This is a genomic window from Shimia sp. R9_3 (genome assembly GCF_017743755.1).
GTDB lineage: Bacteria > Pseudomonadota > Alphaproteobacteria > Rhodobacterales > Rhodobacteraceae > Shimia.
Genome location: NZ_JAGHRP010000005.1, coordinates 17999 through 44590, shown reverse-complemented (window position 1 = coordinate 44590; position 26592 = coordinate 17999). Strand labels below are relative to the sequence as shown.

The window sequence follows — 26592 nt, the reverse complement described above, 5'->3', positions numbered from 1 at the left end:
GCCGCCAGAAGCGCCAAAAAGAGGACGTGCATTTGGATATTTCGACGCTAATCCCGAGTTTCGGCAGCGGCGCCCTAACGGTTGTTTGGTTTGTGGTGGCCTTGTCGATCATCGTGGCGATCCACGAATACGGCCACTACATCGTTGGTCGCTGGAGCGGTATCGGCGCGGATGTGTTCAGCATCGGGTTTGGCCCTGTGCTGTGGTCGCGCGTAGACAAACGCGGCACGCAATGGCAACTCGCCGCGATCCCGCTGGGCGGATATGTGAAATTCAAAGGTGACGCCAACGCCGCAAGCGGCAAGGATGGGGAGGCCATGGCGGAGATGAGTGACGCCGAGCGCCGGGCCACCATGCATGGTGCGCCGCTTTGGGCGCGGGCCGCCACCGTCTTGGCGGGGCCGGTGTTCAACTTCATTCTGTCGCTGATCATTTTTGCCGCGGTGATGATGTCCAACGGGCAGGTGGGCGACAAGCTTATCGTCGGTGACATGCGCGAACTGCCAAACGCCCCCTACACCTTGCAGGAAGGCGATGTGGTGCGCGCAATCAATGGCGAGACGCTGCCTTCCTTTGATGAACCCGGCGCATTTGATGACTTCTGGGACGAGATGGCAAAGCAGGATCCGCTGCCCTATGTGGTGGGCCGCGCGGGGGAAGAGATTGAGGTTTCCGGGCCATATCTCTATCCGCCAATGGTCCTATCGCTGGCACCGCGTTCGGCGGCGTATAATGCGGGGCTTGAGGTTGGCGATGTATTCACGGCAATCGACGGCACCCCGATTGTTGCGTTCTCCGAGCTGAAAGAGGCGGTGGAATCCGGCGAAGGGCGCACATTGCTGTTGACTGTTCAGCGGGACGGCGAGGCGCAGGAGTTTGCCCTGACACCCCGCCGCGTGGATGAGCCGCAAGCGGATGGTGGCTTCGTCACCAATTGGCGGATCGGAATTGGCGGCGGTTTGGCCTTTGAGCCTGCAACAGAAGCCCTGCCATTTGGCGACGCTGTTGTGGCAGGCGCGCGTCAGACCGTTCGGATCATGGAAGGCTCGTTGAGCGGGCTTTATCATATGGTCACCGGTGCGATCAGCAGCTGTAACCTGTCTGGCCCGGTTGGGATTGCGCAGACCTCTGCCGCGATGGCGAGCCAGGGCACGCAGAGCTTCATTTGGTTCATTGCGGTGCTGTCCACCGCGATCGGGTTGCTGAACTTGTTTCCGATTCCAATGTTGGATGGCGGCCATCTTGTGTTTTACGCCTATGAGGCGGTTGCAGGGCGTCCTCCAGCCGATGGCGTGCTGCGCGTGCTTATGATGGGTGGTTTGATGATCGTGCTGGGCATGATGCTGTTTGGTCTGACAAACGATCTTTTCTGCCCCTGATCGCAGGGTTTTTGATACCCGCTTTCTGGCGGGGCTGAGTTAACCATGTGGGCGCGCAGATCATCTGTGCGCCCAAATTTTGCCCTATTCTAAGGTTACTATTGTTTAACGATACTGCGTTGGGATGTGGGAAATGCAAACGATTACAAGTGGATATCGCGCAATTGGCCTGTTGATTGATGTCAACTGGGAGAGATTCCTTTTTCCGTCGGCGGTTGTGGTGGGCCTGTTGATCGGGGCCTACATCAGCAGCCTGATCCACTGATCGCCGGGATGTGACAGGGGCAGACCACCTGGTTTGGTGTGCTCTCTTTGATCTCAATGAGTTACAAGATGATGTGGCGTCGCAGTCTGCGTGCGCCACAATTTGCTATGTTGGCTATAAGAAACAATGGCGATTTTCGTGCCATTGCAGTTTTGACAATGCCGGGTATTCCCGTTACTCACATGCTATACAGGGATACTTCGGAGTTTGGGAATGACCAAACAAGCATGTGCTTTGGTAACAACCAAAGACCGTGACGAGGCGCAGAGCAGGCGTTTTGTGACAGGAATTTATGGTCTGGCTTTTGCGGCAGCGATGACGCTGCCGACGCTTGGCCATGCCCAGAACTACAATTTTGGCTCCATTCGCGTGGATGGGAACCAGCGGATCGAGGCCTCCGCGATCACCAATTATGCTGGATTGCAGACCGGCACGCCGGTGACCGGTGGCCAGTTGAACGCGGCCTATCAACGGGTGCTGGAAAGCGGCCTGTTTGAGACCGTAGAGCTGGTGCCAAGCGGCAATACGCTGACGATCAAGGTGACCGAGTACCCAACCATCAACCGCATCAGCTTTGAAGGCAACCAACGCCTGAAAGACGACGCGCTTGAGGGTTTGGTCGAGTCCGAGCCGCGCCGCGTTTTGAACCCGACGGTAGCGGAACGCGATGCCGCGCGCATCACGCAGGCCTACGCGGAATCCGGTCGTTTGGCGGCGCGTGTGACCCCGCGGATCATTCGCCGCAGCGAGAACCGCGCCGATCTGGTGTTTGAAGTTTTTGAAGGCGGGATCGTTGAGATCGAGCGCATCGGCTTTGTGGGCAACCAGAACTTTGGTGACAGCCGTCTTCGTCGTGTGTTGGGCACCAAGCAGGCTGGCCTGCTGCGAACATTCTTCCAGCAAGACACCTTTGTGAACGACCGCATCGAGTTTGATAAGCAGGTTCTGCGCGATTTCTACCTGTCCCGCGGTTATGTGGATTTCCGTACCCTCAGTGTGAACGCCGAGCTTTCCCGTGAACGCGACAGCTATTTTGTCACGTTTAACGTTGAAGAAGGGCAGCAGTTCAAATTTGGCCAGATCACCGCATCAAGCGATATCGAAGGGCTGGATCCGCAAGAGTATCTGGAAACCCTGCGTCTGAAGCCGGGGGTGGTTTACACGCCGAGCCTGGTGGAAAGCTCGATTGCGCGCATGGAGCGCTTTGCGCTGAAGCAGGGGCAAGATTTCCTCCGTGTGGAGCCGCGCATCACACGCAACGATCGTGATCTGACGCTGGATGTGGATTTTGCCATCACCCGTGGCCCGAAGATCTTTGTTGAGCGTATCGACATTGAAGGCAACACGACCACACTGGACAAGGTGATCCGTCAGCAGTTCCGCATAGTGGAGGGCGACCCGTTCAACCCGCGTGAAATCCGTGAGAGTGCTGAGCGCATCCGTGCGCTGGGGTTCTTCTCTTCTGCGGAAGTAAATGCACGTGAGGGCAGCAGCCCAAGCCAGGTGATTGTGGATGTGGATGTCGAAGAGCAGCCAACCGGCTCGCTGTCTTTGGGCGGCACCTACTCCACCAACGACGGTATCGGTCTTGCAGTCCGCTTTAATGAAACCAACTTCCTCGGGCGCGGTCAGAACCTTGGCGTGTCGTTCTCGACTTCCTCGGACATCGTGGACTATGGGCTTTCTTTCCAGGAGCCGGCTTTCCTCGGGCGGGATTTGAGCGCTGGGTTCAATTTGTCCTATCGCGAGTTTGAACCAAGTGATGCGCGTTTCACTAACACGATTGGTGATTTTACGCCGGCCATCGGGTTCCAGCTGGGCGAAAACTCCCGGATGCAGCTGCGCTATTCGCTCGTGAACTCCGATTTGAGCGTCCCGGTTGACGCCGCTCTTAACGGTACGCTGATCAACCAAGAGGCCGCGCGAGGCGACATCTGGAAGAGCGCTCTGGGATATACCTATCGCTATGATACACGCCGGTCTGGTCTTGATCCGACACGGGGTGTGCTGCTTGAGTTCAGCCAGGACTTTGGGGGCATCGGCGGTGATTATACCTATATCGAAACCACTGGCCGTGCTGTGGCAGAGACGCTGGCCTGGAACGAAGAAGTCACATTGCGGGCCACCTTTGAAGGGGGCGCACTGTACTCTCCTGATGACGACAGCCGTGTGGATGACCGCTTTATCGTAACAGCGCGCAACATCCGTGGTTTTGAACCGTACGGCGTTGGTCCACGTGAACAGGGTGCCGGCTTTGATGATGCTCTGGGCGGCAACTTTTACGCCGTGGCCCGGTTTGAAGCAGAATTCCCGCTTGGTCTGCCAGAGGAGCTGGGGCTGCGTGGTGGTCTCTTCTATGACGTTGGCTCGCTCTGGGGGCTGGATCAGACCTCCAACAATGTGGTGGGCGAGGACTTCTCGCTGCGTCATGTGATCGGGGCGTCTATTTTCTGGACCACGCCAATTGGTCCGCTGCGCTTTAACTTTACCAAAGCGCTGCAGAAAGAAGACTTTGACCGCGAGCAGACGTTTGACTTCACGATCAGCGCTCAGTTCTGATTTGTGATGCGGCGACTGGCAGCAGGTTTTGCAATTGTGGTGGCGGGGCTTTTTCAAGCGCCCGCCACTTTCGCGCAGGAGGAGGCGCGCGCGCCGCAAGAGGTGCCGACCGCAGCCGTTTTGACCGTGGACAGCGATTTGATGTTCTCCCAATCGCTGTTTGGCCTGCGGGTGACTCAGGAATTGGCAGCGGAAGAGGCGGTGCTTCTGGCAGAAAACCGGCGCATTCAGGCCGAGTTGACGGCTGAAGAACGAGAACTGACCAATCAGCGCGAGGGGATGGATCCCAAGGCGTTTCGCGCTGTTGCCGATGCCTTTGACGTGCGCGTCGTGCAGATCCGCAACGAGCAGGAGCAGAAGTCGCGCAATATTGAGGTGCAGCGACAGCGGGAAGAAGAGGCCTTCATCCGCGCAGCCAGCCCGATTTTGACGGATCTGATGCGGGAGGCGGGCGCCAGTGTGATCCTGGAGCGGCGGGAGGTGCTGTTGTCTGATCCCGCAATCGACATCACGTCGATGGCGATCAAACGGCTCAACCAAATTTTGGGAGATGGCCTTCCATCCGCGACAGATACGCCTGAAGACTGAATAAGCGGCACCTTTCAGGTTTGGCCTAGGGGACTGCCAAATCGGTCGTATGCTTGCCCCCGGCGCCTGGGATTGCTAGGGCTACTTCAACAAACAAGACGCAGCAGGAGCGCAAGATGTCTCAAGAGCTTAAGAGTGCCGATATTGGCCTGATCCAGCGGATCATTCCGCATCGCTACCCGTTTCTGCTGGTGGATAAGGTGGTTGATATCGATGGCTATGCCTCTGCGACGGGTATCAAGAACGTCACCATGAACGAGCCCCATTTTCAGGGCCATTTCCCGTCCAAGCCGATCATGCCGGGCGTCACCATCGTTGAAGCGATGGCGCAGACCTCTGCGGTGATGGTTGGCGTTTCGCTGGGCATGGAAGACAAAGAGCTGCTGGTCTACTTCATGGGCATCGACAAATGTAAATTCCGTCGCATGGTGGTGCCTGGAGATGTGCTGGAAATGCGCGTGACCACGACACGCGGCAAGCCGGGCGGCAAAGTCTGGAAGTTTGCGGGCACCGCAACCGTTGACGGAGAAGTGGCCTGTGAAGTTGAATTCACAGCCATGATGGATTTGCCCAAGGAGTGAGCCTCATGGGAATTTCTGAAACCGCTGAGATCCACGCGTCTGCGGTCATTGAAGAGGGTGCGCGCATCGCGGATGGCTGTGTTGTCGGCCCGTTTTGCGTGGTCGGGCCAAATGTCGTGCTGCACAAAGGTGTGGTGCTGAAAAGCCATGTGGTGGTGACCGGCAACACAGAGATCGGCGCGGAAACTGAGGTTTTCAGCTTTTCGGTGATTGGCGAAGTGCCACAGGACCTGAAATTTGATGGCGAGGCCAGCAAACTCGTCATTGGTGAGCGCAACCGCATCCGTGAGCATGTCACGATGAATAGCGGCACCGAAGGCGGTGGCGGCGTGACGCGCGTGGGCGATGGCGGGTTGTTCATGGCTGGCTGCCACATCGCACATGACGCGCAGATCGGCGATCGTGTGATCGTGGTGAATTCTGCCGCTGTGGCAGGCCACTGTATCATCGAAGATGACGTGATCATTGGCGGTCTGTGTGGCATCCATCAATGGGTGCGCATCGGCCGTGGTGCGATAATTGGCGCGGTCACAATGGTGACCAATGATGTGATCCCATACGGTCTTGTGCAAGGTCCGCGTGGGGAGCTCGACGGGCTGAATCTTGTCGGGCTGAAGCGTCGTGGTGTTGCGCGCGCGGACATCACGGCGCTGCGTGCGGCCTTTCAGATGCTTGCGCAGGGCGAAGGCGCTTTTCTTGAGCGTGCAAGACGTCTGGGGGACGAAACTGACAGCGACTATGTGCAGGAAATTGTGGCCTTTGTGCTGGGCGAGACCGATCGCTCCTTCCTGACACCACGGTAAGCCCTAACTTCCGGCGAGGTTGAAATGAGCAAACTGGGGATCCTATGTGGCGGGGGCAATCTGCCGCTTGCCTTGGCGGCTGCCAATCCTGAGGCCTATTGTGTGGTCTTTGAGGGTGTCGAGCACGCTATGACCGGGCAAGTGCACACCCACCGGTTTGAGGAAATGGGCGGGCTGTTTGCTGCGCTGCATGATGCTGGTGTGACCCAGCTGGTGATGTCAGGTGGCCTTGGCCGGCCTGCGCTTGATCCGACACGGTTTGATGCCGGTATGATGGCGATTGCGCCGCGTTTGCTGCCTGCGTTGCAGGGCGGGGACGATGCGATTTTGCGGCTGATCATTGCGGTCTTTGAAGAGCAGGGATTTGAAGTGGTCGGGGCGCATAGTCTGCTGCCGGAACTGTGCATTGAAGAGGGGCTGGTGGCCGGTGCAGCGCCCTCAACGCAGGCGCTGGCCGATGCGGATCGCGCTTATGATATTCTGTCGGCGCTTTCACCGCTGGATGTGGGGCAGGGCGCTGTTGTGGCGGCCGGTCTGTGTCTGGGGATTGAGACTTTGCAGGGTACAGACGCTTTGTTGCGCTTTGTCAGCGAAACCCCGCAGCATTTGCGCCGGGGCAAAGGCGTGTTTGTGAAGGCATCAAAACGCGGGCAGGATCTGCGCGTGGATATGCCTGCCATTGGGCCGGGCACAATTGCCGCGGCGGCGGCAGCCGGTGTGGAAGGTATCGTTGTGGAGGCGGGCAAGGTGATGATCATTGATCGCGCCGAAACTCTCGCAGCGCTCGAAGACAGCGGGTTGTTTCTAATGGGACGGACGCTCTGATGAAGGTGTTTCTGGTCGCTGGAGAACTGTCGGGCGACCGGTTGGGCGGGGCCTTGATGGCGGGCCTGCGCCAGTTGGTGCCCAATGTCGAATTTGCGGGTGTTGGCGGACCTTTGATGGGCGTGCAAGGGCTTGAGAGCCTGTTTCCCATGGATGAGCTGAGCGTGATGGGCATTGCAGAGGTGCTGCCCAAATATCGCCACCTCGTCAAACGGATGCATCAGACAGCGAAAGCGGTGCTCGACTGGCAGCCGGATGTTTTGATCACGATTGACAGCCCGGATTTCTGCCTGCGTGTGGCACGCGAAGTCAAAGCCGTCAGCACCATCCGTTGTGTGCATTATGTGGCGCCGTCGGTCTGGGCCTGGCGCCCCAAGCGCGCGCAGAAAATGGCGCGGTCCGTGGATCATGTGCTCGCGCTTTTGCCGTTTGAGCCGCCCTATATGGAAGCTGTGGGACTGCGCTGTGATTTTGTCGGTCATCCGGTGGTCACGGAGCCTGTTGCGAGCGCTGAAGAGGTTGCCGCCTTTCGGGCGCAGCATGGCATTGATGATGCGCCCCTGATGGTGGCGTTGCCGGGATCGCGTCGCGGCGAAGTTGGACGGCTGACGCCCGCGTTTGGCGAGGTGGTTGCGCGGCTAAAGCAGAAAAAGCCAGATTTGCAGGTGGTTGTGCCCGCGGCTGCACCGGTGGCGGATGCAGTGAAAGAGGCGGTGGCCGGATGGCCGCATGTGCCGATCGTACTGGATCCCAACCTGATGGGGCCAGAGGAAGGGCTTGGGCAGAAACGCGCGGCCTTTGCCGCCGCGGATGTGGCATTGGCGGCCTCGGGCACTGTGTCGCTGGAGCTGGCGGCCAGCGCGACGCCGATGGTTGTGGCCTACGACATGAGCTGGCTGAGCTGGCAAATCATGAGCCGCATGGCGCTGATTGATACGGTGACGCTGGTTAATCTGGTGTCAGAAACACGCACCGTGGAAGAGTTCCTTGGCCCTGCGTTTCAGCCCGAAGACATTGCACCGGCCATTTTGCGCATATTGGATAACCCTGAGGCACAACAGGCGGCCATGGCGTTGACCATGGAACGTCTCGGAAAAGGGCATGAAGCGCCGGGGCTGCGCGCCGCGCGTGCCGTGCTGGACGGCCTCGGCGCATGATGGAGGCCGTCGCTCTGGCGGTTTCTTCTTGCCTGACCCATTTGGCGACCAATCTCGACAATCTGGTGGTGATGCTTGGGCTTGCACTAACGACGGCGCGGTTTCAGGTGATTGCGGGCTATATGCTGGCGCAGGTGCTTGTGCTCGCAATTGCCTTTCTGGTGGCCGAACACGTGGACACAGAACTGCCGCTGCCTGTGGGCTGTCTGGGGTTGGTGCCAATCGGGCTTGGCCTCTGGGGGATCGGGCAAAACCGCAGCGCGGCCGACGTTGATGGGCAAATGCCAGTGGTGAAGGCAAACACCATGGCGTTGACGGTGCTGTTTCTGAGCCTGTCGTTTGACACTTTTGTGGTGTTCACGCCGCTGCTCGCGGACTCCCGTGCGGTCTATTCAGCTCCGGTATTGGGAGGCGCGCTGATTTCAGCGCTTGTGGTCGCGGCCATCGGGGCGGCTGGTGCAGGTATCGCGCCAAGCCGGATCGTAAGTTTGCAAAAGCTCGAAGGCTTTGCGCCTTATGTGATGATTGCGGTCGGCCTCTATGTTGTTTTGAACACAGCGACCGACGCGATCTAGAGCGGGCAGGTGGCCTAAGAGTTCACCCAGAAACTTGGCTGCTTAGTAGCCGCGCCATATCCAGCCGCCGCCAAAGATGCGCGAGCTTTCATTGTCATAAAAGACGCAGGCCTGACCGGGGGATACACCTTCTTCCGGTGTCAGCAATTCCACCTCTGCGGTGGTCGGGCCGGTTGGACGGATGATGGCGTCGCGCGGCGGGCGTGTGGAGCGGACCTTGACGGCCACATGCCATTCCGGTTTGGAGTCAAAGGGTTCGTCACCAAGCCAGTTGATCTCGCGCACAGGAATGATGCGGGTGGCCAGCATCTCTTTGGGGCCGACCACCACCTGTTTCTTCTCAACGTCCAGTTTCACCACATAAAGCGGCTCAGTGAGCCCGCCGATGCCAAGGCCGCGACGCTGCCCGATGGTATAGTGAATGACGCCATTGTGGGTGCCGCGCACATTGCCTTCGTGATCCACGATTTCGCCCGCGTCGGCTGCGCCAGGGCGCAGTTTCTCAATCACGCTGGCATAGTCGCCATTGGGCACGAAACAGATGTCCTGACTGTCGGGCTTGTCGGCCACCGAGAGGCCGTACTCTGCCGCCAGCGCGCGCGTTGCGTCTTTGTTGGGCAGATGGCCCAGCGGGAAGCGCAGGTAGTCGAGCTGTTCCGGCGTGGTGGAGAACAGGAAATAGCTTTGATCGCGACGGGCGTCTTCGGCGGAATGCAACTCTGCGCCTTGGGTGCCCATCTTGCGCTGGATGTAGTGGCCCGTGGCCATGCAATCTGCATCCAGATCCTTGGCAGTCTCCAGAAGATCCTTGAATTTCACTCGTTCATTGCAGCGAATACAGGGCACCGGAGTGGCGCCTGCGAGGTAGCTGTCGGCAAATTCGTCAATCACCGCGTCTTGGAAGATATTCTCGTAATCCAGGACATAATGCGGGAAGCCTTTTTCCTCGGCGACGCGGCGTGCATCGTGAATATCGATTCCCGCACAGCACGCACCTTTCTTCGCCAAAGCCGCGCCATGGTCATAAAGTTGCAGTGTTACACCCACCACATCGTAGCCTTCGTCCGCCAATTGGGCTGCGACAACGGAGCTATCCACCCCGCCGGACATGGCAACGACCACGCGGGTTTCAGAAGGGGGCTTCGCAAAACCCAATGAATTAAGGGGTGTGTCGCTGTGAAGCGCCATGGTGAGTCTCTCCGGTCAGAAGTCGACGAGAATATAGGAAAATCTTAGATACTCTCAAGGGGCGCTTTAGGGCCTCGTTAAGTCCACTCGTAGAAAATTTTCCTCACGCGAGGAGATGGACGCAATGTTTTTGAAAAAAGTTGAGGGGCCAAGATGTGTTACCCTGTCAGACGGGCAGGTGATGACGCGGGCCGATTTGCCACCGGCCAATACCAAACGCTGGGTGGCATCACGCAAAGCTGCGGTTGTGCGCGGCGTGGCCTATGGGTTGATTACAAAGCGTGAAGCGCTTGAAACCTATCGATTAAGTGATGATGAGTTCAACGAATGGGTGACCGCTGTGTCGACCCATGGACAGGAGGCTTTGAAAGCGACAGCGGTGCAGAAATTTAGGCAGAACTGATTTTGCCTCTTAACCTTCCTAAATTGGTAACGGCTCGTTAACCTTTAACCATTAAGGTTAATGTTAACGCATAAACCCTCCCAGTTGTAAGGAAGTCCAAATGAGAGTGCTGCTGGTCGAAGACGATCCCACCACATCTAAAAGCATCGAGATGATGCTGACCCACGCCAACCTGAATGTCTATGCCACAGATCTTGGCGAAGAGGGCATCGACCTGGCAAAGCTCTATGACTACGACCTGATCCTGCTGGATCTTGGCCTACCAGATATGACGGGCCACGAAGTGCTGCGTCAGCTGCGCACATCGCGCATCGACACACCGATCCTGATTCTGTCCGGCGCAGATGACACCGAAAGCAAGCTGAAAGGCTTTGGCTACGGTGCAGATGACTACCTGACCAAACCGTTCCACCGCGAAGAGCTGGTGGCGCGCATTCACGCGATCATCCGCCGCTCCAAAGGCCATTCGCAGTCTGTCATCAAAACAGGCCGCATCTCTGTGAACCTGGACGCCAAAACCGTTGAAGTTGAAGGCAAAACTGTTCACCTGACCGGTAAAGAGTATCAGATGCTGGAGCTTCTGAGCCTGCGCAAGGGCACCACGCTGACCAAAGAGATGTTCCTGAACCATCTTTACGGTGGCATGGACGAGCCGGAACTGAAAATCATCGACGTCTTCATTTGTAAGTTGCGCAAGAAACTCAGCGAAGCAACCGGTGGCGAGAACTATATCGAGACAGTCTGGGGTCGTGGCTATGTGCTGCGCGATCCTGAGCCGGTATCGGCGACCGACGATCCGGTGGCAATGCGCGCCTGATAAGCGCCGGGATCTACTGGACCTCGCCGCGTCTCAGCCCTATCACTTGGGAGGGTATGATAGGGAGACGCACGTGGCCAAAGAGATTGCCATTGCAGAATTGACTATGGAGCAGGCGCGCGAGGAACTCGGGCGCCTTTCCGCGTTGCTGGCTCAGGCGAATCGCGACTATCACGGCGCCGATGCGCCAAAGCTTTCGGATGCGGAATATGACCGGCTGAAGCGGCGCAACCAAGAGATTGAGGCGCGTTTCCCCGATCTCAAACGAGTGGACAGCCCCTCTGAGCAGGTGGGTGCGGCGCCAGCCGAAGGTTTTGGCAAGATCACCCATGCTGTGCCGATGCTGAGCCTTGGCAACGCGTTTGAGGACCAGGATGTTCAGGATTTTGTCGACCGTATCCGCAAGTATCTGGGGCAGGGCACTGGCGCGCTGGCGTTTACAGCGGAACCCAAGATTGACGGATTGAGCCTGTCGTTGCGCTATGAGCAGGGCAAGCTGGTCTATGCGGCGACCCGGGGCGATGGCGCGACGGGGGAAAATGTCACCGAGAATGCCAAGACCATTGCAGATATTCCCCATGAGATCGCCGGTGCGCCGGATGTGCTGGAGGTACGCGGCGAAGTCTATATGAGCCACGCGGATTTCGCGGCCTTGAATGCGCGGATCACGGCAGAGAACGAGAAACGGGCAGAGGCGGGTAAGCGCGCGCTGACCGTGTTTGCCAACCCGCGCAACGCGGCGGCGGGCAGCTTGCGGCAGCTGGATGCAAATGTCACCCGCGAGCGCCCGCTGAGGTTCTTTGCCTACGCCTGGGGAGAGCTGTCTGAGCCGCTGGCAGAGAGCCAGTTGGAGGCCATCAAACGGCTTCAGTCCTTTGGGTTCGTGATCAATGATCTGACGGCAGTTTGCACGAACGCCGACGAGATGATCGCGCATTACCGCAAGATCGAGGATGGCCGCGCGGACCTTGGCTATGACATCGACGGCGTGGTCTACAAGGTGGACGAACTGGTCCTGCAGGCGCGGCTGGGCTTTCGCTCAACCACTCCACGGTGGGCGGTGGCCCATAAGTTTCCGGCAGAACTGGCCTGGACCTGGCTTGAGGCCATCGACATTCAGGTGGGCCGCACCGGGGCGCTGAGCCCGGTGGCGCGTCTTGCACCGGTGACGGTGGGCGGCGTGGTGGTCTCCAACGCAACGCTGCACAATGAAGACTACATCGCCGGACGGGACAGCAAAGGTGTTGAGATCCGCGGCGGTAAAGACATCCGCGAAGGCGACTGGGTGCAGGTCTATCGCGCGGGCGATGTGATCCCAAAAGTGGCGGATGTGGACCTGAGCAAGCGCAAGGATGATGCCGCGCGTTATGCGTTCCCGGAAAGCTGTCCGGTGTGTGGCTCACCTGCGGTGCGTGAAGAAGGCGACGCGGTGCGCTATTGCACTGGCGGGATGATCTGTGCCGCGCAAGCTATTGAAAAGTTGCGCCATTTCGTGGCGCGCAAAGCCTTTGATATCGAAGGGCTAGGCGCAAAACAGATCGAGATGTTTTTTGACGATCCGGATCTGCCCATTCGAGAACCGGCTCAGATTTTCACGTTGGAACGCCGGGATGTGGGCAATCTGAACAAGCTGAAAAACCGCAAAGGCTGGGGCGATCAGAGCGCGGCCAATCTGTTTGCGGCCATCAACGATAAGCGCAAGATCGCCTTTGCGCGGGCGCTGTTCAGCCTTGGCATTCGCCATGTCGGCGAGAGCGCAGCCAAAGATTTGGCGCTGCATTTCATGAGCTGGGACAAGCTCGTGCATGCGGCAGAAGCGGCGCGACCAGCCGCGCTTGCCCATCGGGCGGCGGATCAGGCGGAAGAGGCCGAACGGATCGTGGCACAGCGTGAAGGTCGTCGCGCGCGGGTCAAGGAAAGCCGGGATGCGGCGATTTCTGAGTGCAAGGTGCCTGCTGGGGCGAAGGCGGTCTGGGCGGATCTGACCGGGATTGATGGCATTGGTGCCGCAGTGGGGCTGTCTCTCACGGATGCTTTTGCCAACGCCGAAGAACGCGCGGCCATTGACCGTTTGATGGATGAGCTGGACATCATCCCACCTGAAGCGCCGTCTCAGGAAAGCCCGGTGGCTGGCAAAACCGTGGTTTTCACCGGCTCGCTTGAGAAGATGACACGGGCCGAAGCCAAGGCGCGGGCGGAAAGTCTTGGGGCGAAAGTGTCCGGCTCTGTTTCCAAGAAAACCGACCTGCTTGTGGCAGGGCCGGGGGCAGGCAGCAAAGCAGCCAAGGCGCAGGAGCTGGGGATTGAAACCATCGACGAAGATGGCTGGCTGGCGATGATCGAGGGCCTATGAGCGGACGGCCGGAAAGCCTGTTTCCGCTTTTTGCGGATCTGACAAAACTGGACGGTGTTGGGCCCAAAACGGCGCAGCATCTGGGGCAGATTGATGTCACCAAACCGCGGGATCTGTTGTTTCTGCTGCCCTATGCGGGGATTGACCGTGCGCAGAAGCTTTCGGTGAATGAGGCGGAACTGCCCGGTGTGGTCACCGTGCAGGTGCTGGTGGGCGCGCATCGCCCGCCGCGCAATAAGGGCGGGGCATATCGGATCACGGTGCAAGACGCGATGACCTCGTTTCAGATCGTGTTCTTCCATGCACGCACAGATTATTTGCAGAAAATCCTGCCGGAAGGGGCGCGGCGCGTCGTGTCCGGCAAGGTTGAGCTGTTTGATGGCGTCGCCCAGATGGTGCACCCGGAGTATGTGGTTGCGCCTAATGAAGCCGAAGATATTCCCGCCTTTGAGCCTGTTTACCCGCTGACCCACGGGGTTTCGCAAAAGACCATGGTGAAGGCTGTCCGCTCTGCTTTGTCCAAGACATCGGATTTTGCGGAGTGGATTGATCCTTCCCAAAAGGATCAGGCGAAGTGGCCGTCGTGGTCCGAGGCGATGGCTCTGGTGCATCACCCGGAAGCGATGGAGCAGGTGTCCCCCAACCATCCGGCGCGGGAGCGGCTGGCCTATGATGAGTTTCTGGCGCATCAGATCACGTTGGCGCTGGCGCGGAGCCAGTTGCAGAAAGCCAAAGGCGTGATTTCGCAGCAAACCACTGTGTTGCAAGCGAAGGTTCGCGCGGCGCTGCCCTATAAGCCCACAGGGGCGCAGGAGCGGGCCATCGAGGCGATTGCGCGCGATATGGCTGAGCCAAGCCGCATGAACCGCCTGCTGCAGGGCGATGTCGGCGCGGGCAAAACGCTGGTGGCGTTTATGGCTTTGCTGATCGCTGTGGAGGCGGGCGGGCAGGGCGTGATGATGGCCCCAACCGAGATTTTGGCGCGCCAGCATATGGAAGGTCTGCGGCCTCTGGCGGAAAGCGCGGGCGTGGTTTTGGAGATCCTCACCGGGCGCGACAAAGGCAAAGAGCGCAAAGCCAAGCTGGAGGCGCTGGCGGGGGGGGACATTCACATTCTGGTCGGCACCCATGCGGTGTTCCAGCAGGACGTCCACTTTGAAGATTTGCGGCTGGCCATCATTGACGAACAGCACCGCTTTGGTGTGCGCCAGCGGCTGGAGCTGGGCAAAAAGGGTGCCGGTGCCGATGTTCTGGTGATGACGGCCACGCCGATCCCACGCAGTCTGGCGCTGGCGCAATATGGCGACATGGATGTGTCGGTGCTGGATGAAAAGCCACCCGGACGGCAGCCCATCACCACCGCCTTGATCCCGACCACCCGTATGGATGAGGTTGTGGGGCATCTGCAGAAAGCGGTGGCGGAGGGCAAGCAGGCCTATTGGGTGTGCCCGCTGGTCGAGGAAAGCGAGCGGGTGGATTACACCGCCGCAGATGCGCGGTTCAAAGCGCTCAGGGCGGCGCTTGGCGAAGGTGTGGTTGGGCTTGTGCATGGCCAGATGCCCCCTGAGGAGAAAGACGCGGCGATGGCGGCGTTTCAGGCCGGGGAGACACAGGTTCTGGTGGCAACAACCGTGATTGAGGTAGGCGTGGATGTGCCCAACGCCACGATCATGGTGATCGAGCGCGCGGAAGCCTTTGGCCTGGCGCAGCTCCATCAGTTGCGCGGGCGTGTTGGCCGGGGCTCGCAAGCCTCAACTTGTTTGCTGATGTATCAGGCACCGCTGACTGAAGGCGGGGAGAAGCGTTTGAAGGTGCTGCGCGAGAGCGAAGACGGCTTTGTGATTGCCGAAACCGATCTGCAAATGCGCGGGGCTGGCGATCTGATTGGCACCGCGCAGTCCGGTCTGCCGCGTTTTCGGATTGCGGATGTTGAAAGTCAGGCGAGCCTGATGGCGGTGGCGCAAAGCGATGCACGCAAGCTTTTGCATGATGACCCAACCTTGGAAACAGAACGCGGGCAGGCGGCACGTGTTCTCTTGTGGCTGATGGAGCAAGATCAGGCGATCCGTTTGATTTCAGTGGGTTAGCTTCCAAAGTCTCTTAATGTTCTCTTTTGTTCTCAAAAAGTTCTTTACTCGAATCGCGTCGCATGAGAACAAAGTGGCAACAAAACTTAGGGAGAAGGAGAGGCCCCATGATGCAGCAAATCAAATCGGTCGTGCGCAGTTCAGGTGACACACTGTTGCAGGATGCTGTTGGCGGGGTGGCTCTGGTGATCATGCTGGTGCTTGCGCTGCATGTGCCCGGTTTTGTGTGACTTGATCGACTGAACTCTTTCTGTGCCACTGAGGCAGTTTCTGTCTCACCTCATTGCCTGCGGCTTTCACGCTGACCATCTTCGCATCTGTCCCCACGTGATGCGTTCTGACTGACACTGCCTGTTCCTAGTCCTCTTGGGGGTCTGCCTCCCCCTTTGTAGATGGCTCAGGTCCCACGTGATAACGCTTGGCCTTACCGCCGCCTTCTCCCCGGAAGTGCGGCGGTTTTTTTGTTGTAGGGCAAGGCGTTTGGGTGGCAACGCGCGGAAGAGGAACAGCGGCAATGCGGCTTCCTCTTGCCCGCAATATCTCGGGGGAGAGGCCGAAGGCCGAGGGGGTTGGCCCCCTTTCATAGGGGGAAGGTCCGATAAAGCAGGCTTTGCCCCGCCCGGCCTGTGGTCGGGAATTAAGCGCAGTTGGCCTGTTCGGCGGCCTCAAAAGCTTCTGCTGTGGCTTCAAGGGCGAGCAGAATGGAGGCGTGGCGATTTTTATAGTCGCGCGCGGGGCGCAGAACTTCGAGCCCGTCAAAGGGGGGCGGAGGTGTTGGGCCGTCCTGTTTCAGCATCTCTTTGAGTGCATCGCGCGCGGCATCAATCTCTGCGCGGCTGCGGCCGATGACATTGGCACCGACGACGGAGGCGGCAGCCTGGCCGAGCGCGCAGGCCTTCACATCCTGGCCAAATGCGCTGATCACGCCATCAGCGACCGACACATCAACCGTCACAGTGGAGCCGCACAGGGGCGAGCGCTTTTTGACGGTTGCGTCCGGTTCATCAAGCCGGTTGGTGTGCGGAATGGATGCCGCCAATTGCAGGATCTGGCCAGAGTAAAGCTTGATCAGGTCGGTTTCGCCGGACATCGCTGTTTCCTTTGCTGCGTCATTCCTAGATAGAGAGGAAAACACGGGATGCAAAGGGGACGAAGGTATGGAATTTGATCCAAAATCACTGACCTACAATGAGGCGGGGCTGATCCCGGCGATTGCGCAGGACAGCGAAAGCGGTGAGGTGTTGATGATGGCCTGGATGAACGCCGAGGCGGTGGCCAAGACGTTGGAAACCAAGCGGGTGACTTACTGGAGCCGGTCACGCCAGTCGTTCTGGATCAAAGGGGAGACCTCTGGCCATATGCAGGAGCTGGTCGATTTCCGTTATGACTGCGATCAGGACTGCATCCTAGTGCTGATCAAGCAGGTTGGGGCGGCGTGCCACACCAACCGTCGCACGTGCTTTTACACCGCTGTGCGGGATGGGCAGACCGTTGAGCTGATGAAGCCGATGGATGAATGAGCTTCCAGCTCATGCCTCCGGCGGGAGTATTTTCAGCAGAATGAAGCCGGGGGCAGGCCAACCATGGCGCGGATATCTGCGGGGGAGGCGCCGTCTTCTCTGAACTTGGCGATGGCGCGGGCATCGTCGCGTTTCGCCAGACGTTTGCCCGCTGCATCGCGGATCAGATCGTGATGGTGATAAGTGGGCGTGGGCAGCTTGAACAGCGCCTGCAGGAGCACGTGGATTGCGGTGGCTTCAAAAAGATCCGCGCCGCGAATGACATGGCTGATATCGGTTGCCGCGTCATCCAGCACCACGGAGAGGTGGTAGGAGGCGGCCATATTGCGGCGCGCAAGCACCACATCCCCCACGTGGGTGATCAGCCTTTGGGCGACGAGCTGATGCGTGCCTGTGTGCAGTGAGCCCTGTTCTTCAAACGCTGCTGGTAAGGCCAAAGCGCAGGCCTTCTCCATATCAAGCCGTGTGCAAGTGGCATCTTGTGTGGCGTGATGGGCGTGGCGGCATGTGCCTGGATAGATGCGTCCGTCCGGGCCGAATTCTGGCACACCTTCCTGTGGCGCGTTGGCGGCGGCTTCAATTTCGCGTCGTGTGCAGGTGCATTCATAGGTCAGCCCCAGGTCGCGCAACTGTGTCAGAGCCAGATCGTAGTCGGCAAAATGCTCGGACTGTTTGCGCAGCGGGCCATCCCAGGAGATCCCGAGCCAGTGCAGATCCTCATAGATTTGCTCTTCCCACGCGAGACGGGCGCGGGATTGGTCCAAATCATCAATACGCAGAAGAAACCGGCCACCTGCCGCGCGGGCGGCATCATGGGCGCGCAGCGCGGAATAGGCATGCCCGAGATGCAAGGGGCCGGTGGGGGAGGGCGCAAAGCGCGTGATGAATGTCACGATGGTCTGCCGCTTGTCAGTTTGCACCACCCTAGGGCGATGCGGTTTAGGCGTCTACCGTTGCTTGTGCATCAAGCCACGCCTGCCAGTCGGCTTTGGCGCGGCCGGTGTAGGCTTTGTAGCGGTCCTTGCGGCCGCGGCGGCCCCCTTTGAGGCCATCTACCGGCTGGAACAGGCCAAAGTTCACGTTCATCGGCTGGAAGGTTTTGGCCTCCGCGCCGCCGGTGATGTGATGGACCAGCGCGCCCATTGCTGTGTTCAGCGGGGCGGTGGGCAGCGGTGCGTCGAGGATTTCAGCGGCCGCAAGACGTCCAGCGAGCAGGCCCATGGCCGCGCTTTCCACGTAACCTTCAACACCCGTAACCTGCCCGGCAAAACGGATGTTGGGGCGGGATTTCAGGCGCATCTGATCGTCCAGAAGGGTGGGCGAGTTGATGAAGGTGTTGCGGTGAATGCCACCAAGGCGCGCAAAGGAGGCGTTTTCCAGGCCGGGGATCATTTTGAACACATCGGTCTGTGCGCCATATTTCATCTTGGTCTGGAAGCCAACGATATTATAGAGCGTTCCCAAGGCGTTATCGCGGCGAAGTTGAACCACCGCATAGGGCTTGTCATCCGGTTTGTGGACGTTGGTCAGGCCAACCGGTTTCATCGGGCCAAAGCGCAGGGTCTCGCGGCCGCGCTCGGCCATCACTTCAATCGGCAGGCAGCCGTCAAAATATCCAGCTGTTTCGCCTTCGTGAAATTCGGTTTTGTCTGCCGCCAGCAGCGCGTCGATGAAGGCCTCATATTGATCCTTCGTCATCGGGCAGTTGAGGTAGGCTTTTCGCTCTTCTTCGGTCTCGCCTTTGTCATAGCGCGACTGCAGCCAGGCCACATCCATGTCGATGCTCTCGGCATAGACAATCGGGGCTATGGCATCAAAAAACGCCAGTCGGTCCGCGCCGGTTTCGGCCTGAATGGCCGCGCCAAGCGCGCTGGAGGTCAGCGGGCCGGTGGCGATGATCCAGTGGCCATCGCTGGGCAGTTCGCTGATCTCGCCGTACTCAACTGTGACATTGGGGTGCGCCATCAGCGCCTCTGTCACAGACTCGGCAAATGGATCACGGTCCACCGCCAGTGCGCCACCGGCAGGCAGGCGGTGTTCATCCGCCTTGGACATGATCAAGCCGCCCGCGGCACGCATTTCCCAATGCAGGAGACCCACGGCGTTTTGCTCATCATCGTCAGAGCGGAAGGAGTTGGAGCAGACCATCTCCGCCAGATGCCCGGTGCGATGGGCAAAGGTTTCCACCTTTGGGCGCATCTCGTGGATCACCACCTGAACGCCCATGTTTGCCGCTTGCCACGCAGCCTCGGAGCCGGCCATACCGCCGCCAATGATATGCAATGTCTGTGTCATGGGGGCGGACATAGGCGACGGCGCGCTCTTTGGGAAGGGGCAAGCGGCGCTCTATTGCTCCCAATTGGGCGTTTCTTTGTTGAGGAAAGCGTTGATCCCGGCCTCGGTTTCCCGCCAGAGCATATTTTGAACCATGACATCGCCGGTATAGTCGTAGGCCTCAGAGAGCGGCATCTGGAGCTGTTCATAGAACGCCTGTTTGCCGATCTTCACGGCCACACCAAGTTTGGCGGCGACGGTTTGAGCGAGCTCTTTGGTGGCAGGCCCGAGTTGGTCTTGCGGCACAACGCGGTTGATCAGTCCGAGGGTTGCGGCGCGATTGGCATCGATGAACTGGCCGGTGGTGAGCATTTCAAAGGCCTGTTTGCGCTGGATGTTGCGGCTGAGCGCCACCATGGGGGTGGAGCAGAAGAGGCCGATGTTGACGCCATTGACGCCAAAACGCGTGCCCTCAGCCGCCACCGCCATATCGCAGCTTGCCACAAGCTGGCAGCCTGCAGCGGTGGCAATACCATGCACTTGTGCAATGACCGGTTGGGGCAGGCGCTGGATGCTTTGCATCATGGTAGCGCAGCGGGTGAAGAGGTCTTTGAAATAGGCTTTGCCACCATCCTCAGATTGCCGTCCGGCGGTCATTTGTTTGAGATCATGGCCGGCGCAAAAGGCCTTGCCACGGCCTGAGAGGATCACAGCGCGAATGCTGCTGTCCTCACTCAAGGTTTCAAATTCAGCCTGTAGGGCGGCAAGCATTTCATCAGAGAGTGCATTCAGTCGATCCGGTGCATTCATCGTGAGATGTGCCACCGCTTCCGTGTCGCGACGTTCCAGAATTGTCATCTTGCCCTCCCTGACGTTTGCGGCAACGGTAACCCCAGAGGGCAGGGAGGAAAAGCATGCAAGCAGTGATGAGTGCAGAAGAAATGACCGATTGGCTGCAGTCGGTCTTTCCGCAGGTCAAAGACGATTTTGTGGTGGAGCATATTGATGGCACCAACACGGTGATGCGCCTGATGGTGGCGGAGCGGCATTTGCGCCCGGGGGGCACGGTTTCCGGGCCGTCAATGTTCGCGCTGGCCGATGTGGCGGCCTATGTGGCGACCATGGCTTGCATCGGAAAAGAGGCCCTGACGGTCACCACCAATTGTTCGCTGGATTTCATGCGCAAACCGGCGTCTGGCAAAGACCTGATTGCGAAAGCTACGCTTTTGAAGCTCGGGCGCAGCCTGTCAGTGACAAGCATTCTGATCTATTCCGAGGGGGAAGAGAGGCCGGTGGCACGGGCCAATATGACCTATGCGATCCCGCCCAGAAAGGCTCAGGCAGAATAAAAAAAGGCCGGGATGAACCCGGCCCAGGGGGGAAGAGGCAACTGACGGGAGTCAGATTTGCCACATCTTCTTTTCGACTTCTGCGCGGGCGTCTGCGAGCGATACGCCAATGTCTTTGAGCTGCGCTGCGTCGAGCTTGGAGAGGGCACGGCGGGTGCGTGCGCGCTGATCCCATGCGGTGACCAGAGCTGCGAAAGACAGCGCGAGGCGTGCGGCAACAGGAAGTTGTGCATTGGCGGCGTGGCTGGTCAGGCTTTCGAGATGTGCCGTGGTCATTGTCATGGTCGTCTCCAATATTGTATTGATACAATCCTCAAGTTTGTTACACTGCTTGTGTAGCTTTGGCGTGATACAATGGCGAGGAAAACATTGTGACTGGTACAATTTGGCCGCCTGATTTTGAAAATTGTACCGATCCGAAGTATCTTGTGTTGGTACAATCTCTTCGGTGTGCCGTGCATGGCGGGCAACTGCCTGTGGGAGAAAAGCTGCCCACGGTGCGGGACCTGGCGTGGGATCTTGGGATCACACCGGGAACGGTCGCTCGCGCTTACAAGCTCGCTGTGGAAGAGGGGTTGCTGGACACCACTGTAGGACGCGGCACCTTTGTGGCCGAGGGGCGCAGTGCGCCTGTGGCAGGGCCGGATCCTTTGGTGACGGACAGTCAGAGCGGCGATATTGATCTGCGGGCTGTCCGTGTGCCGGATGTGGGGCAGGACGGGGCCATTCGCGCGGCCATGGCGCAGACTTTGAAGGAGGGATCGCGCTATCTGCTCTGCCCTGACTCAACAACAGATAAGGTCGCGCGCGAAGCGGTTGTGCAGTGGATCGGACAGGACATTGCAGGGCGCATTTCAGCGGATGATGTGGTTCTGACGCTTGGGGCGCAGAGTGCCTCGATGATTGCCTTGCAATCCTGCCTGCATGGGGCGTCTCCTGTGGTTCTGACCGAAGAGATCACCTTCCCGGGGGTGCGTCACGCTTGCCGCCTGTTGCGTGCTGAGGTGATTGGCATTGGGCTGGACCAACATGGCATTCGCCCGGATCGGTTGGAGGAGGCGCTGCGGCGGCATGGGGGGCAGGTTTTGATGACCTCCGCCCAAGCGCACAGCCCAACGGCCATTCACACGCCGCTGGAAAGACGTCAGGAGATCGCGGCATTGGCGCGCCGATACAATGTGCAGATTGTTGAGGACGATTGTTACGCAATTTCTCCAACCGATGTGCCGTCTTACCGTGTTCTGTGCCCGGACCGCACCTGGTATCTTGGCTCGCTGACAAAGGCGGTCTCCTCTGCCTTGCGCTTCGGCTTCCTTGTGCCGCCGGAAGGGCGGGCGCAGCAGGCGCGGCATGTGGCGCAATCCAATTTCTATGGCGTGCCGCAGCCGATGTTGGACATCTGTGCCGAGCTGATCCTGAACGGGCAGGCGGATGGTATCAAACGGCGTGTGTTGGCTGCGATTGATGAGCGTGTCCGTGTGGCTGTGAATATTCTGGGCAGCTGGAACATTCGCTGGCGACCGGATGTGCCGTTTATCTGGCTGCGTTTGCCACAGGGCTGGCGTGGGTCCACTTTTGTGCGGGCGTGTGATGCGCAAGGCATCCGGATCAAATCGGCGGATGAATACGCTTTGCCGGATGGACAGGCGCCAAATGCCGTTCGGATTGCCCTCGCACCGGAATTGCCGGTGAGCGAATTGCAGGCCGCATTGGAAACCGTCTCGCGTTTGCTCGCGAAACCGCCTCTTTTGAATGAAAATTGATGGGGTAAAATAATACCTATTTTGTAAGTTGTTGTTTTTGTGTTTTTATTTCGGATTTACGCCGCTTGACGTGACGCATGGCTGCTTTATAACCCGCCCATCATTTACTGGAGAGACCGGCGTGCCGGGATTCCCGGCCAACCCGTCAACCAATCTGGAAGACCTAATATGAAAACCTTCTCTGCTACTCCGGCAGACATCGAGAAGAAATGGATCATCATCGACGCCGAAGGCGTGGTGCTGGGCCGTCTTGCTTCGATCGTCGCCATGCGCCTGCGCGGCAAGCACAAGGCGTCCTTCACCCCGCACATGGACATGGGTGACAATGTCATCGTGATCAACGCGGACAAAATCCAGCTGACCGGTAAGAAGCGTTCTGACAAGAACTACTACTGGCACACTGGCCACCCAGGCGGCATCAAATCCCGCACTGCAGGTCAGATCCTGGAAGGCGAGCACCCAGAGCGCGTGGTGACCAAAGCCGTTCAGCGCATGCTGCCTGGCAACCGCCTGTCCCGCAAGCAGATGACCAACCTGCGTGTATACGCTGGTGCCGAGCATCCGCATGAAGCACAAGCGCCTGAAGTCCTGGACGTTAAGTCCATGAACAGCAAGAACACCCGGAGCTAATCAATGGCTGATCAAATCAACTCGCTTGAAGAGCTGAACGCCGTAGCCGGTGAAGAAGCTGTTGTAGAAGTTGCGGCTCCTCGTGAGCCAGTGCGCGACGAACTGGGCCGCTCCTACGCGACCGGTAAACGTAAAGACGCTGTTGCCCGCGTTTGGATCAAGCCGGGTTCCGGCAAGGTCATCGTGAACGGCAAAGACCAGGACAAGTACTTTGCACGTCCGGTTCTGCAGCTGATCCTGCGCCAGCCTTTCCAGGTTGCCGGCGTAGAAGGCGAATTCGACGTATATGCCACCGTGAAAGGTGGCGGTCTGACCGGTCAGGCCGGTGCGGTGAAGCACGGTATCTCTAAAGCTCTGCAGCTTTATGAACCCTCCCTGCGCGCACCTCTGAAAGCCGCTGGCTTCCTGACCCGCGACAGCCGCGTTGTGGAACGTAAGAAATACGGTAAGCGCAAAGCGCGTCGTTCGTTCCAGTTCTCCAAGCGTTAATCGCTGGACAACATGCCAAAAAGAAAGGGCTCGCAGTTTTGCGGGCCCTTTTCTTTTGCGCATCTGGCGGGGCGATTGGTCGGTGATGCTGCAAGAAAAAAGAGGGGGCGTGGTGAACGCCCCCTTTGATTTTTGTGTTTGATTTGCAGGACGTTAGGCTTGCGCCAGGCCTTCTGCCTCGACCTGTTCCCAGATCGCGTCCCAGGCTTTCTGCATCCGGCCTTTGTGCTTCACGCCTTTGGCCGCATCATAGTTGGCCATCATGCCGTCGCCCTGCACGATGATCAGGCCGGCCATCCCCATGCTGGCATGCGGGGTGCATTTGTAGCCATAGAACCCTGGCACATCGAGCGTGATCTCAAAATCTTTGCTGATCTTGCTTTTCCAGGTGTCGACGCCTTCGGGGAGCATGCCCTCTATGCTTTCGCTGTTGTGGCCTTTGTCCTCAGAGACAAAGCGCACCGTGTCGCCGGCTTGCACAACCTGAATGAGCGGGTCGAACACCATGCGGCGCTTTTTGTCTTCAGGGTGTTTGTTCAGCATCTGAATGTCGACAGTGGATTGCGCAAAGGCAGGGCGCGCCAGCATCAGGGCAGCACCTGCAAGCATCAGCTGGCGGCGATTGATCTCAAATTTCATAGCGATGTCTCATGTTTTTGGCTGGGTGCCATACTGGCAAGCGGCCCTAGTTCTAGCTGGCAGCGTCTCTAACGCTTCATGGCTATGTTTAACGAGTTAATCTTGTGCGGCAGGAGCTTCAACCCAAATGGGAGGCAGTTTTGGCGACATTTTGTCTCTGTCACATTTCTTAGGCGGCTTCGGAATAGCTCTCCGTCACCGGGGAGTAAGTCACCGTTGTCGCTCAGGATTTTCACAATTAACGGTTGATTAACCATTTCTAACGACTCTTTAACCACGTTTGTTTGTGTTGCGGAGAGGGTTATGGTGTCTCCATCTGCGCGTGTTGTTCGCCTGTTGGCCTTGATGGCTGCGGTGCCAACCGTGGCGCTTGGCGGGTTGGCGATGCTGTCACAGGACAGCAAGCATGTGCTGGCGCATGGGCCGTTGATCTCAGGTCATGCGGAGGTCGCCTGCGACGCCTGCCATGTGAAAAGCACGGGGAGTATCCGGCAACAGATACAGGCGCAGTTGCACTACGCGTTTGGATCACGCGCCACGGCTGTGGATTTTGGATATCAAGAGGTGACATCAAAGGCGTGCTTGGCCTGTCATGCACGTCCCAATGAGCGGCATCCGATCTATCGTTTTCAGGAACCACGGTTTGCGCAAGCGGTACAAATGATGGATGCGCGCAGCTGTTTGGGCTGCCATTCTGAGCACCGTGAACAGGTCGTACACAGCGCTGTGGATGTGTGTCAGGCCTGTCATGAGGAGATCAAAGTTAAGAATGATCCCATTGATATAAAACATGAAATACTCATCGAGCAAAAGAAGTGGGAGAGCTGTCTGGGCTGTCACGACTTTCATGGCAATCATGCAATCAAGGCACCGTTTCATATCGCGGAGGCCATACCAGCAGAGGTGATCAGGCAATATTTTCTGGGAGGGCCTGATCCTTATGGGGAGGAAAAACTCTATGAAGCGAGGACGGAATGACAACGCTGCGTATCGTTTTGCTTGGCGGTTTTACCTGTCTGGCGATCTATCTCTTCGCCACGGCGCCGCCGCCTTTGAAAGACGGCGGCGAAAGGGTCAGCGACTGTCAGCACCCGGTCACCGATCTGTTTGCCGTTGCCAATCACATCAATGCGGCGGCGCGGGGCATCTACACCAAGCGCATCGTGGGCGGAGGGATGGCCGCTGGTCTCAAATTTGGTGAAGAGTGGCAGGAGCCCGGAGTGGAGCAGGGGCCATTGCCCGCTCTCTTATTGCGGGAGACGGCGGCGCAACTGGAGGCGTTACCACCGCGTCTGGGGCTCTATTTGGGCTCTGATGCGCCGATCAATCCCTCAAATCTCTTCTCCGATGCGCAGATGCGTGCGTTTGAGCAACTCAAACAGACGCGCGCACCGGTGTTTTCAGAAGATCATCTGGCCGGCCAAGTGGCGATGTATCCGGATTTGGCCTCAGTCGCGCCATGCGTCAGTTGCCACAATGAGCATAAGGACAGCCCCAAAACAGACTGGCAGCTCAATGATGTGATGGGGGCCACCACCTGGACCTATCCTTCCGCGCAGCTCTCTACAGAGGAGTTCTGGACCACCATCGAGGCGTTGTTTGTTGCGGTAGAGCGGACATATAGCGCCTATCTGGCCAAAACAGATGGCTTTGAGAAAGCGCCTGTTGTTGGAGCGCACTGGCCCGCGAAAGACAGCTATCAACTGCCGGAGACCAATGTGTTTGTCGGCGAGGTCCGATCGCAAGTCTCTGATGGCATTCTCAAAACCATGCTCCGCAGTCAGCGTAGCAAGGAGAGCGAAACCCAATTTGGCGCTGCAAATGCGGCTAGTATGGAAGGAGATCTCTCATGCGCATTTTGATCGCCACCATGCAACGTGTACCCTATGCGGCGATGGCTGTTTGGGGATTAAGCCTTGCTGCGACCATTCTGTTCTTTGAAATCAAGATGGGGTTGCTTGCGCCTCTCTCAGGCTTTGGCCAGCAAGTTCTGACAGGGTGTTTGCTGCTGGGGCTGCTGGGCTATCAATGGGTGCTGTTTGCCAAACGTGTGCGCAAAGACAACAGCCATATGCGGCAAAACCTGACCATCCACCGCTGGGTCGGTGTGGCGGCGACCTTTGTTTTTGCTTTGCACGCGGTGCGTTTCGGGCATGTCTGGATGACGGGTGTGAGCACGGTGTTCTTTTTTATCGCTGTGACAGGCGTGTTCAATCGCACGGTGCTTGGGTATCGCAAGAATTGGATGTATCTCGTTTGGCTGTTTAGCCATATCGGCCTGTCAGCCGCGCTTTTCCCGCTGGTCGGGGTGCATATCTGGGTGGCGCTTGCGTATCAGTGACGCGGGC

29 protein-coding genes are annotated in these 26592 nt (G+C 58.4%); 22 read left to right on the top strand and 7 right to left on the bottom strand.

Annotation, left to right across the window (positions count from 1 at the left end):
* Positions 1-32 precede the first annotated feature (32 nt).
* The 9 genes from rseP to J7412_RS13725 all read left to right on the top strand — a co-directional run bounded on the left by rseP (position 33) and on the right by J7412_RS13725 (position 8732).
* On the top strand, positions 33-1379 hold the full coding sequence (gene rseP, locus J7412_RS13760) for an RIP metalloprotease RseP (RefSeq protein ID WP_209079163.1): 1347 nt from the start codon (positions 33-35) through the stop codon (positions 1377-1379).
* A 133-nt stretch (positions 1380-1512) separates the two neighbouring features.
* Entirely contained in the window at positions 1513-1644 is a 132-nt protein-coding gene (locus J7412_RS22030; RefSeq protein WP_280637737.1) for a hypothetical protein, read from the top strand.
* A 213-nt stretch (positions 1645-1857) separates the two neighbouring features.
* Positions 1858-4203 (top strand): outer membrane protein assembly factor BamA, encoded by a 2346-nt coding sequence (gene bamA / locus J7412_RS13755; protein ID WP_209079162.1) that lies wholly within the window; start codon positions 1858-1860, stop codon positions 4201-4203.
* Between the two features lie 6 nt (positions 4204-4209).
* Entirely contained in the window at positions 4210-4791 is a 582-nt protein-coding gene (locus J7412_RS13750; RefSeq protein WP_209079161.1) for an OmpH family outer membrane protein, read from the top strand.
* A gap of 116 nt (positions 4792-4907) precedes the next feature.
* Complete coding sequence (gene fabZ, locus J7412_RS13745) at positions 4908-5372, top strand: 3-hydroxyacyl-ACP dehydratase FabZ (protein WP_209079160.1); 465 nt, start codon at positions 4908-4910, stop codon at positions 5370-5372.
* Between the two features lie 5 nt (positions 5373-5377).
* Positions 5378-6175: an acyl-ACP--UDP-N-acetylglucosamine O-acyltransferase gene (gene lpxA / locus J7412_RS13740; RefSeq protein WP_209079159.1), complete on the top strand. Its 798-nt coding sequence runs from the start codon at positions 5378-5380 to the stop codon at positions 6173-6175.
* Between the two features lie 24 nt (positions 6176-6199).
* Positions 6200-7000 carry a UDP-2,3-diacylglucosamine diphosphatase LpxI gene (gene lpxI / locus J7412_RS13735; protein ID WP_209079158.1) on the top strand — a complete coding sequence of 267 codons (801 nt, stop codon included), beginning with the start codon at positions 6200-6202 and terminating at the stop codon, positions 6998-7000.
* Positions 7000-8157, top strand: a complete 1158-nt coding sequence (gene lpxB, locus J7412_RS13730; RefSeq protein WP_209079157.1) for a lipid-A-disaccharide synthase — start codon at positions 7000-7002, stop codon at positions 8155-8157. Before lpxI ends, lpxB begins: the two co-directional genes overlap by 1 nt.
* On the top strand, positions 8154-8732 hold the full coding sequence (locus J7412_RS13725) for a hypothetical protein (RefSeq protein WP_209079156.1): 579 nt from the start codon (positions 8154-8156) through the stop codon (positions 8730-8732). The genes lpxB and J7412_RS13725 overlap by 4 nt, the downstream gene beginning before the upstream one ends.
* A gap of 42 nt (positions 8733-8774) precedes the next feature.
* Here J7412_RS13725 and mnmA read toward each other — a convergent pair whose 3' ends face one another.
* Positions 8775-9920 carry a tRNA 2-thiouridine(34) synthase MnmA gene (gene mnmA / locus J7412_RS13720; RefSeq protein ID WP_209079155.1) on the bottom strand — a complete coding sequence of 382 codons (1146 nt, stop codon included), beginning with the start codon at positions 9918-9920 and terminating at the stop codon, positions 8775-8777.
* A 124-nt stretch (positions 9921-10044) separates the two neighbouring features.
* Here mnmA and J7412_RS13715 point away from each other — a divergent pair, with 124 nt between their 5' ends.
* The 5 genes from J7412_RS13715 to J7412_RS22025 all read left to right on the top strand — a co-directional run bounded on the left by J7412_RS13715 (position 10045) and on the right by J7412_RS22025 (position 15810).
* Entirely contained in the window at positions 10045-10323 is a 279-nt protein-coding gene (locus J7412_RS13715) for a DUF1153 domain-containing protein (RefSeq protein ID WP_209079154.1), read from the top strand.
* A gap of 100 nt (positions 10324-10423) precedes the next feature.
* Positions 10424-11140, top strand: coding sequence for a response regulator transcription factor CtrA (locus J7412_RS13710; protein ID WP_209063203.1), 717 nt, complete (start codon positions 10424-10426; stop codon positions 11138-11140).
* Between the two features lie 106 nt (positions 11141-11246).
* On the top strand, positions 11247-13493 hold the full coding sequence (gene ligA / locus J7412_RS13705) for an NAD-dependent DNA ligase LigA (protein ID WP_247743948.1): 2247 nt from the start codon (positions 11247-11249) through the stop codon (positions 13491-13493).
* Entirely contained in the window at positions 13490-15580 is a 2091-nt protein-coding gene (recG, locus tag J7412_RS13700; protein WP_209079153.1) for an ATP-dependent DNA helicase RecG, read from the top strand. Before ligA ends, recG begins: the two co-directional genes overlap by 4 nt.
* Positions 15581-15687: 107 nt before the next feature.
* Complete coding sequence (locus J7412_RS22025) at positions 15688-15810, top strand: hypothetical protein (RefSeq protein WP_280637736.1); 123 nt, start codon at positions 15688-15690, stop codon at positions 15808-15810.
* A gap of 407 nt (positions 15811-16217) precedes the next feature.
* Here J7412_RS22025 and J7412_RS13695 read toward each other — a convergent pair whose 3' ends face one another.
* Positions 16218-16670 (bottom strand): iron-sulfur cluster assembly scaffold protein, encoded by a 453-nt coding sequence (locus J7412_RS13695; RefSeq protein ID WP_209079152.1) that lies wholly within the window; start codon positions 16668-16670, stop codon positions 16218-16220.
* 67 nt (positions 16671-16737) lie between these two features.
* On the opposite strand from J7412_RS13695, the gene hisI reads away from it, so the two are divergent.
* A complete protein-coding gene (gene hisI / locus J7412_RS13690) occupies positions 16738-17100 on the top strand; it encodes a phosphoribosyl-AMP cyclohydrolase (RefSeq protein ID WP_209079151.1) in 363 nt (120 codons plus the stop codon).
* A 32-nt stretch (positions 17101-17132) separates the two neighbouring features.
* Here hisI and gluQRS read toward each other — a convergent pair whose 3' ends face one another.
* Genes gluQRS through J7412_RS13675 form a run of 3 tightly spaced genes read right to left on the bottom strand, consistent with a single transcriptional unit; the run spans position 17133 to position 20232 of the window.
* Complete coding sequence (gene gluQRS / locus J7412_RS13685) at positions 17133-17993, bottom strand: tRNA glutamyl-Q(34) synthetase GluQRS (RefSeq protein ID WP_209079150.1); 861 nt, start codon at positions 17991-17993, stop codon at positions 17133-17135.
* A 46-nt stretch (positions 17994-18039) separates the two neighbouring features.
* Positions 18040-19395 (bottom strand): methylenetetrahydrofolate--tRNA-(uracil(54)-C(5))-methyltransferase (FADH(2)-oxidizing) TrmFO, encoded by a 1356-nt coding sequence (gene trmFO, locus J7412_RS13680; protein WP_209079149.1) that lies wholly within the window; start codon positions 19393-19395, stop codon positions 18040-18042.
* 51 nt (positions 19396-19446) lie between these two features.
* Positions 19447-20232, bottom strand: coding sequence for an enoyl-CoA hydratase (locus J7412_RS13675; protein ID WP_209079148.1), 786 nt, complete (start codon positions 20230-20232; stop codon positions 19447-19449).
* Between the two features lie 56 nt (positions 20233-20288).
* On the opposite strand from J7412_RS13675, the gene J7412_RS13670 reads away from it, so the two are divergent.
* The gene (locus J7412_RS13670) at positions 20289-20723 is read left to right on the top strand and encodes a PaaI family thioesterase (protein WP_209079147.1); all 435 of its coding nucleotides are present in this window, start codon (positions 20289-20291) and stop codon (positions 20721-20723) included.
* 51 nt (positions 20724-20774) lie between these two features.
* Here the strand turns inward: J7412_RS13670 and J7412_RS13665 are convergent, their stop codons facing one another.
* Positions 20775-21005: a DUF1127 domain-containing protein gene (locus tag J7412_RS13665; protein ID WP_209079146.1), complete on the bottom strand. Its 231-nt coding sequence runs from the start codon at positions 21003-21005 to the stop codon at positions 20775-20777.
* Between the two features lie 89 nt (positions 21006-21094).
* Between J7412_RS13665 and J7412_RS13660 the strand changes: the two genes are divergently transcribed.
* The 3 genes from J7412_RS13660 (at position 21095) to rpsI (ending at position 23605) form a co-directional block, all read left to right on the top strand.
* Positions 21095-22486 (top strand): PLP-dependent aminotransferase family protein, encoded by a 1392-nt coding sequence (locus J7412_RS13660; RefSeq protein ID WP_209079145.1) that lies wholly within the window; start codon positions 21095-21097, stop codon positions 22484-22486.
* Positions 22487-22654: 168 nt separating this feature from the next.
* Entirely contained in the window at positions 22655-23116 is a 462-nt protein-coding gene (gene rplM, locus J7412_RS13655) for a 50S ribosomal protein L13 (protein WP_209079144.1), read from the top strand.
* Between the two features lie 3 nt (positions 23117-23119).
* The gene (rpsI, locus tag J7412_RS13650; RefSeq protein WP_058240297.1) at positions 23120-23605 is read left to right on the top strand and encodes a 30S ribosomal protein S9; all 486 of its coding nucleotides are present in this window, start codon (positions 23120-23122) and stop codon (positions 23603-23605) included.
* A 153-nt stretch (positions 23606-23758) separates the two neighbouring features.
* Here the strand turns inward: rpsI and J7412_RS13645 are convergent, their stop codons facing one another.
* Positions 23759-24244: a pseudoazurin gene (locus tag J7412_RS13645; RefSeq protein WP_209079143.1), complete on the bottom strand. Its 486-nt coding sequence runs from the start codon at positions 24242-24244 to the stop codon at positions 23759-23761.
* A gap of 303 nt (positions 24245-24547) precedes the next feature.
* Here J7412_RS13645 and J7412_RS13640 point away from each other — a divergent pair, with 303 nt between their 5' ends.
* The 3 genes from J7412_RS13640 to J7412_RS13630 are packed head-to-tail and all read left to right on the top strand — an operon-like array spanning position 24548 to position 26585.
* Complete coding sequence (locus tag J7412_RS13640) at positions 24548-25222, top strand: cytochrome c3 family protein (protein WP_209079142.1); 675 nt, start codon at positions 24548-24550, stop codon at positions 25220-25222.
* Positions 25219-26106, top strand: a complete 888-nt coding sequence (locus J7412_RS13635) for a DUF3365 domain-containing protein (RefSeq protein ID WP_209079141.1) — start codon at positions 25219-25221, stop codon at positions 26104-26106. Before J7412_RS13640 ends, J7412_RS13635 begins: the two co-directional genes overlap by 4 nt.
* A complete protein-coding gene (locus tag J7412_RS13630; protein ID WP_209079140.1) occupies positions 26094-26585 on the top strand; it encodes a hypothetical protein in 492 nt (163 codons plus the stop codon). The genes J7412_RS13635 and J7412_RS13630 overlap by 13 nt, the downstream gene beginning before the upstream one ends.
* The last annotated feature ends 7 nt before the right edge of the window (positions 26586-26592 follow it).

Bases quoted from the DNA above. Each gene is read 5' to 3' on its own strand.
- J7412_RS22030 (WP_280637737.1), top strand. From the start codon at position 1,513: ATGCAAACGATTACAAGTGGATATCGCGCAATTGGCCTGTTGATTGAT.
- bamA (WP_209079162.1), top strand. From the start codon at position 1,858: ATGACCAAACAAGCATGTGCTTTGGTAACAACCAAAGACCGTGACGAG.
- J7412_RS13750 (WP_209079161.1), top strand. From the start codon at position 4,210: ATGCGGCGACTGGCAGCAGGTTTTGCAATTGTGGTGGCGGGGCTTTTT.
- fabZ (WP_209079160.1), top strand. From the start codon at position 4,908: ATGTCTCAAGAGCTTAAGAGTGCCGATATTGGCCTGATCCAGCGGATC.
- lpxA (WP_209079159.1), top strand. From the start codon at position 5,378: ATGGGAATTTCTGAAACCGCTGAGATCCACGCGTCTGCGGTCATTGAA.
- lpxI (WP_209079158.1), top strand. From the start codon at position 6,200: ATGAGCAAACTGGGGATCCTATGTGGCGGGGGCAATCTGCCGCTTGCC.
- lpxB (WP_209079157.1), top strand. From the start codon at position 7,000: ATGAAGGTGTTTCTGGTCGCTGGAGAACTGTCGGGCGACCGGTTGGGC.
- J7412_RS13725 (WP_209079156.1), top strand. From the start codon at position 8,154: ATGATGGAGGCCGTCGCTCTGGCGGTTTCTTCTTGCCTGACCCATTTG.
- mnmA (WP_209079155.1), bottom strand. From the start codon at position 9,920: ATGGCGCTTCACAGCGACACACCCCTTAATTCATTGGGTTTTGCGAAG.
- J7412_RS13715 (WP_209079154.1), top strand. From the start codon at position 10,045: ATGTTTTTGAAAAAAGTTGAGGGGCCAAGATGTGTTACCCTGTCAGAC.
- J7412_RS13710 (WP_209063203.1), top strand. From the start codon at position 10,424: ATGAGAGTGCTGCTGGTCGAAGACGATCCCACCACATCTAAAAGCATC.
- ligA (WP_247743948.1), top strand. From the start codon at position 11,247: ATGGAGCAGGCGCGCGAGGAACTCGGGCGCCTTTCCGCGTTGCTGGCT.
- recG (WP_209079153.1), top strand. From the start codon at position 13,490: ATGAGCGGACGGCCGGAAAGCCTGTTTCCGCTTTTTGCGGATCTGACA.
- J7412_RS22025 (WP_280637736.1), top strand. From the start codon at position 15,688: ATGATGCAGCAAATCAAATCGGTCGTGCGCAGTTCAGGTGACACACTG.
- J7412_RS13695 (WP_209079152.1), bottom strand. From the start codon at position 16,670: ATGTCCGGCGAAACCGACCTGATCAAGCTTTACTCTGGCCAGATCCTG.
- hisI (WP_209079151.1), top strand. From the start codon at position 16,738: ATGGAATTTGATCCAAAATCACTGACCTACAATGAGGCGGGGCTGATC.
- trmFO (WP_209079149.1), bottom strand. From the start codon at position 19,395: ATGACACAGACATTGCATATCATTGGCGGCGGTATGGCCGGCTCCGAG.
- J7412_RS13675 (WP_209079148.1), bottom strand. From the start codon at position 20,232: ATGACAATTCTGGAACGTCGCGACACGGAAGCGGTGGCACATCTCACG.
- J7412_RS13670 (WP_209079147.1), top strand. From the start codon at position 20,289: ATGCAAGCAGTGATGAGTGCAGAAGAAATGACCGATTGGCTGCAGTCG.
- J7412_RS13665 (WP_209079146.1), bottom strand. From the start codon at position 21,005: ATGACAATGACCACGGCACATCTCGAAAGCCTGACCAGCCACGCCGCC.
- rplM (WP_209079144.1), top strand. From the start codon at position 22,655: ATGAAAACCTTCTCTGCTACTCCGGCAGACATCGAGAAGAAATGGATC.
- rpsI (WP_058240297.1), top strand. From the start codon at position 23,120: ATGGCTGATCAAATCAACTCGCTTGAAGAGCTGAACGCCGTAGCCGGT.
- J7412_RS13645 (WP_209079143.1), bottom strand. From the start codon at position 24,244: ATGAAATTTGAGATCAATCGCCGCCAGCTGATGCTTGCAGGTGCTGCC.
- J7412_RS13640 (WP_209079142.1), top strand. From the start codon at position 24,548: ATGGTGTCTCCATCTGCGCGTGTTGTTCGCCTGTTGGCCTTGATGGCT.
- J7412_RS13635 (WP_209079141.1), top strand. From the start codon at position 25,219: ATGACAACGCTGCGTATCGTTTTGCTTGGCGGTTTTACCTGTCTGGCG.
- J7412_RS13630 (WP_209079140.1), top strand. From the start codon at position 26,094: ATGCGCATTTTGATCGCCACCATGCAACGTGTACCCTATGCGGCGATG.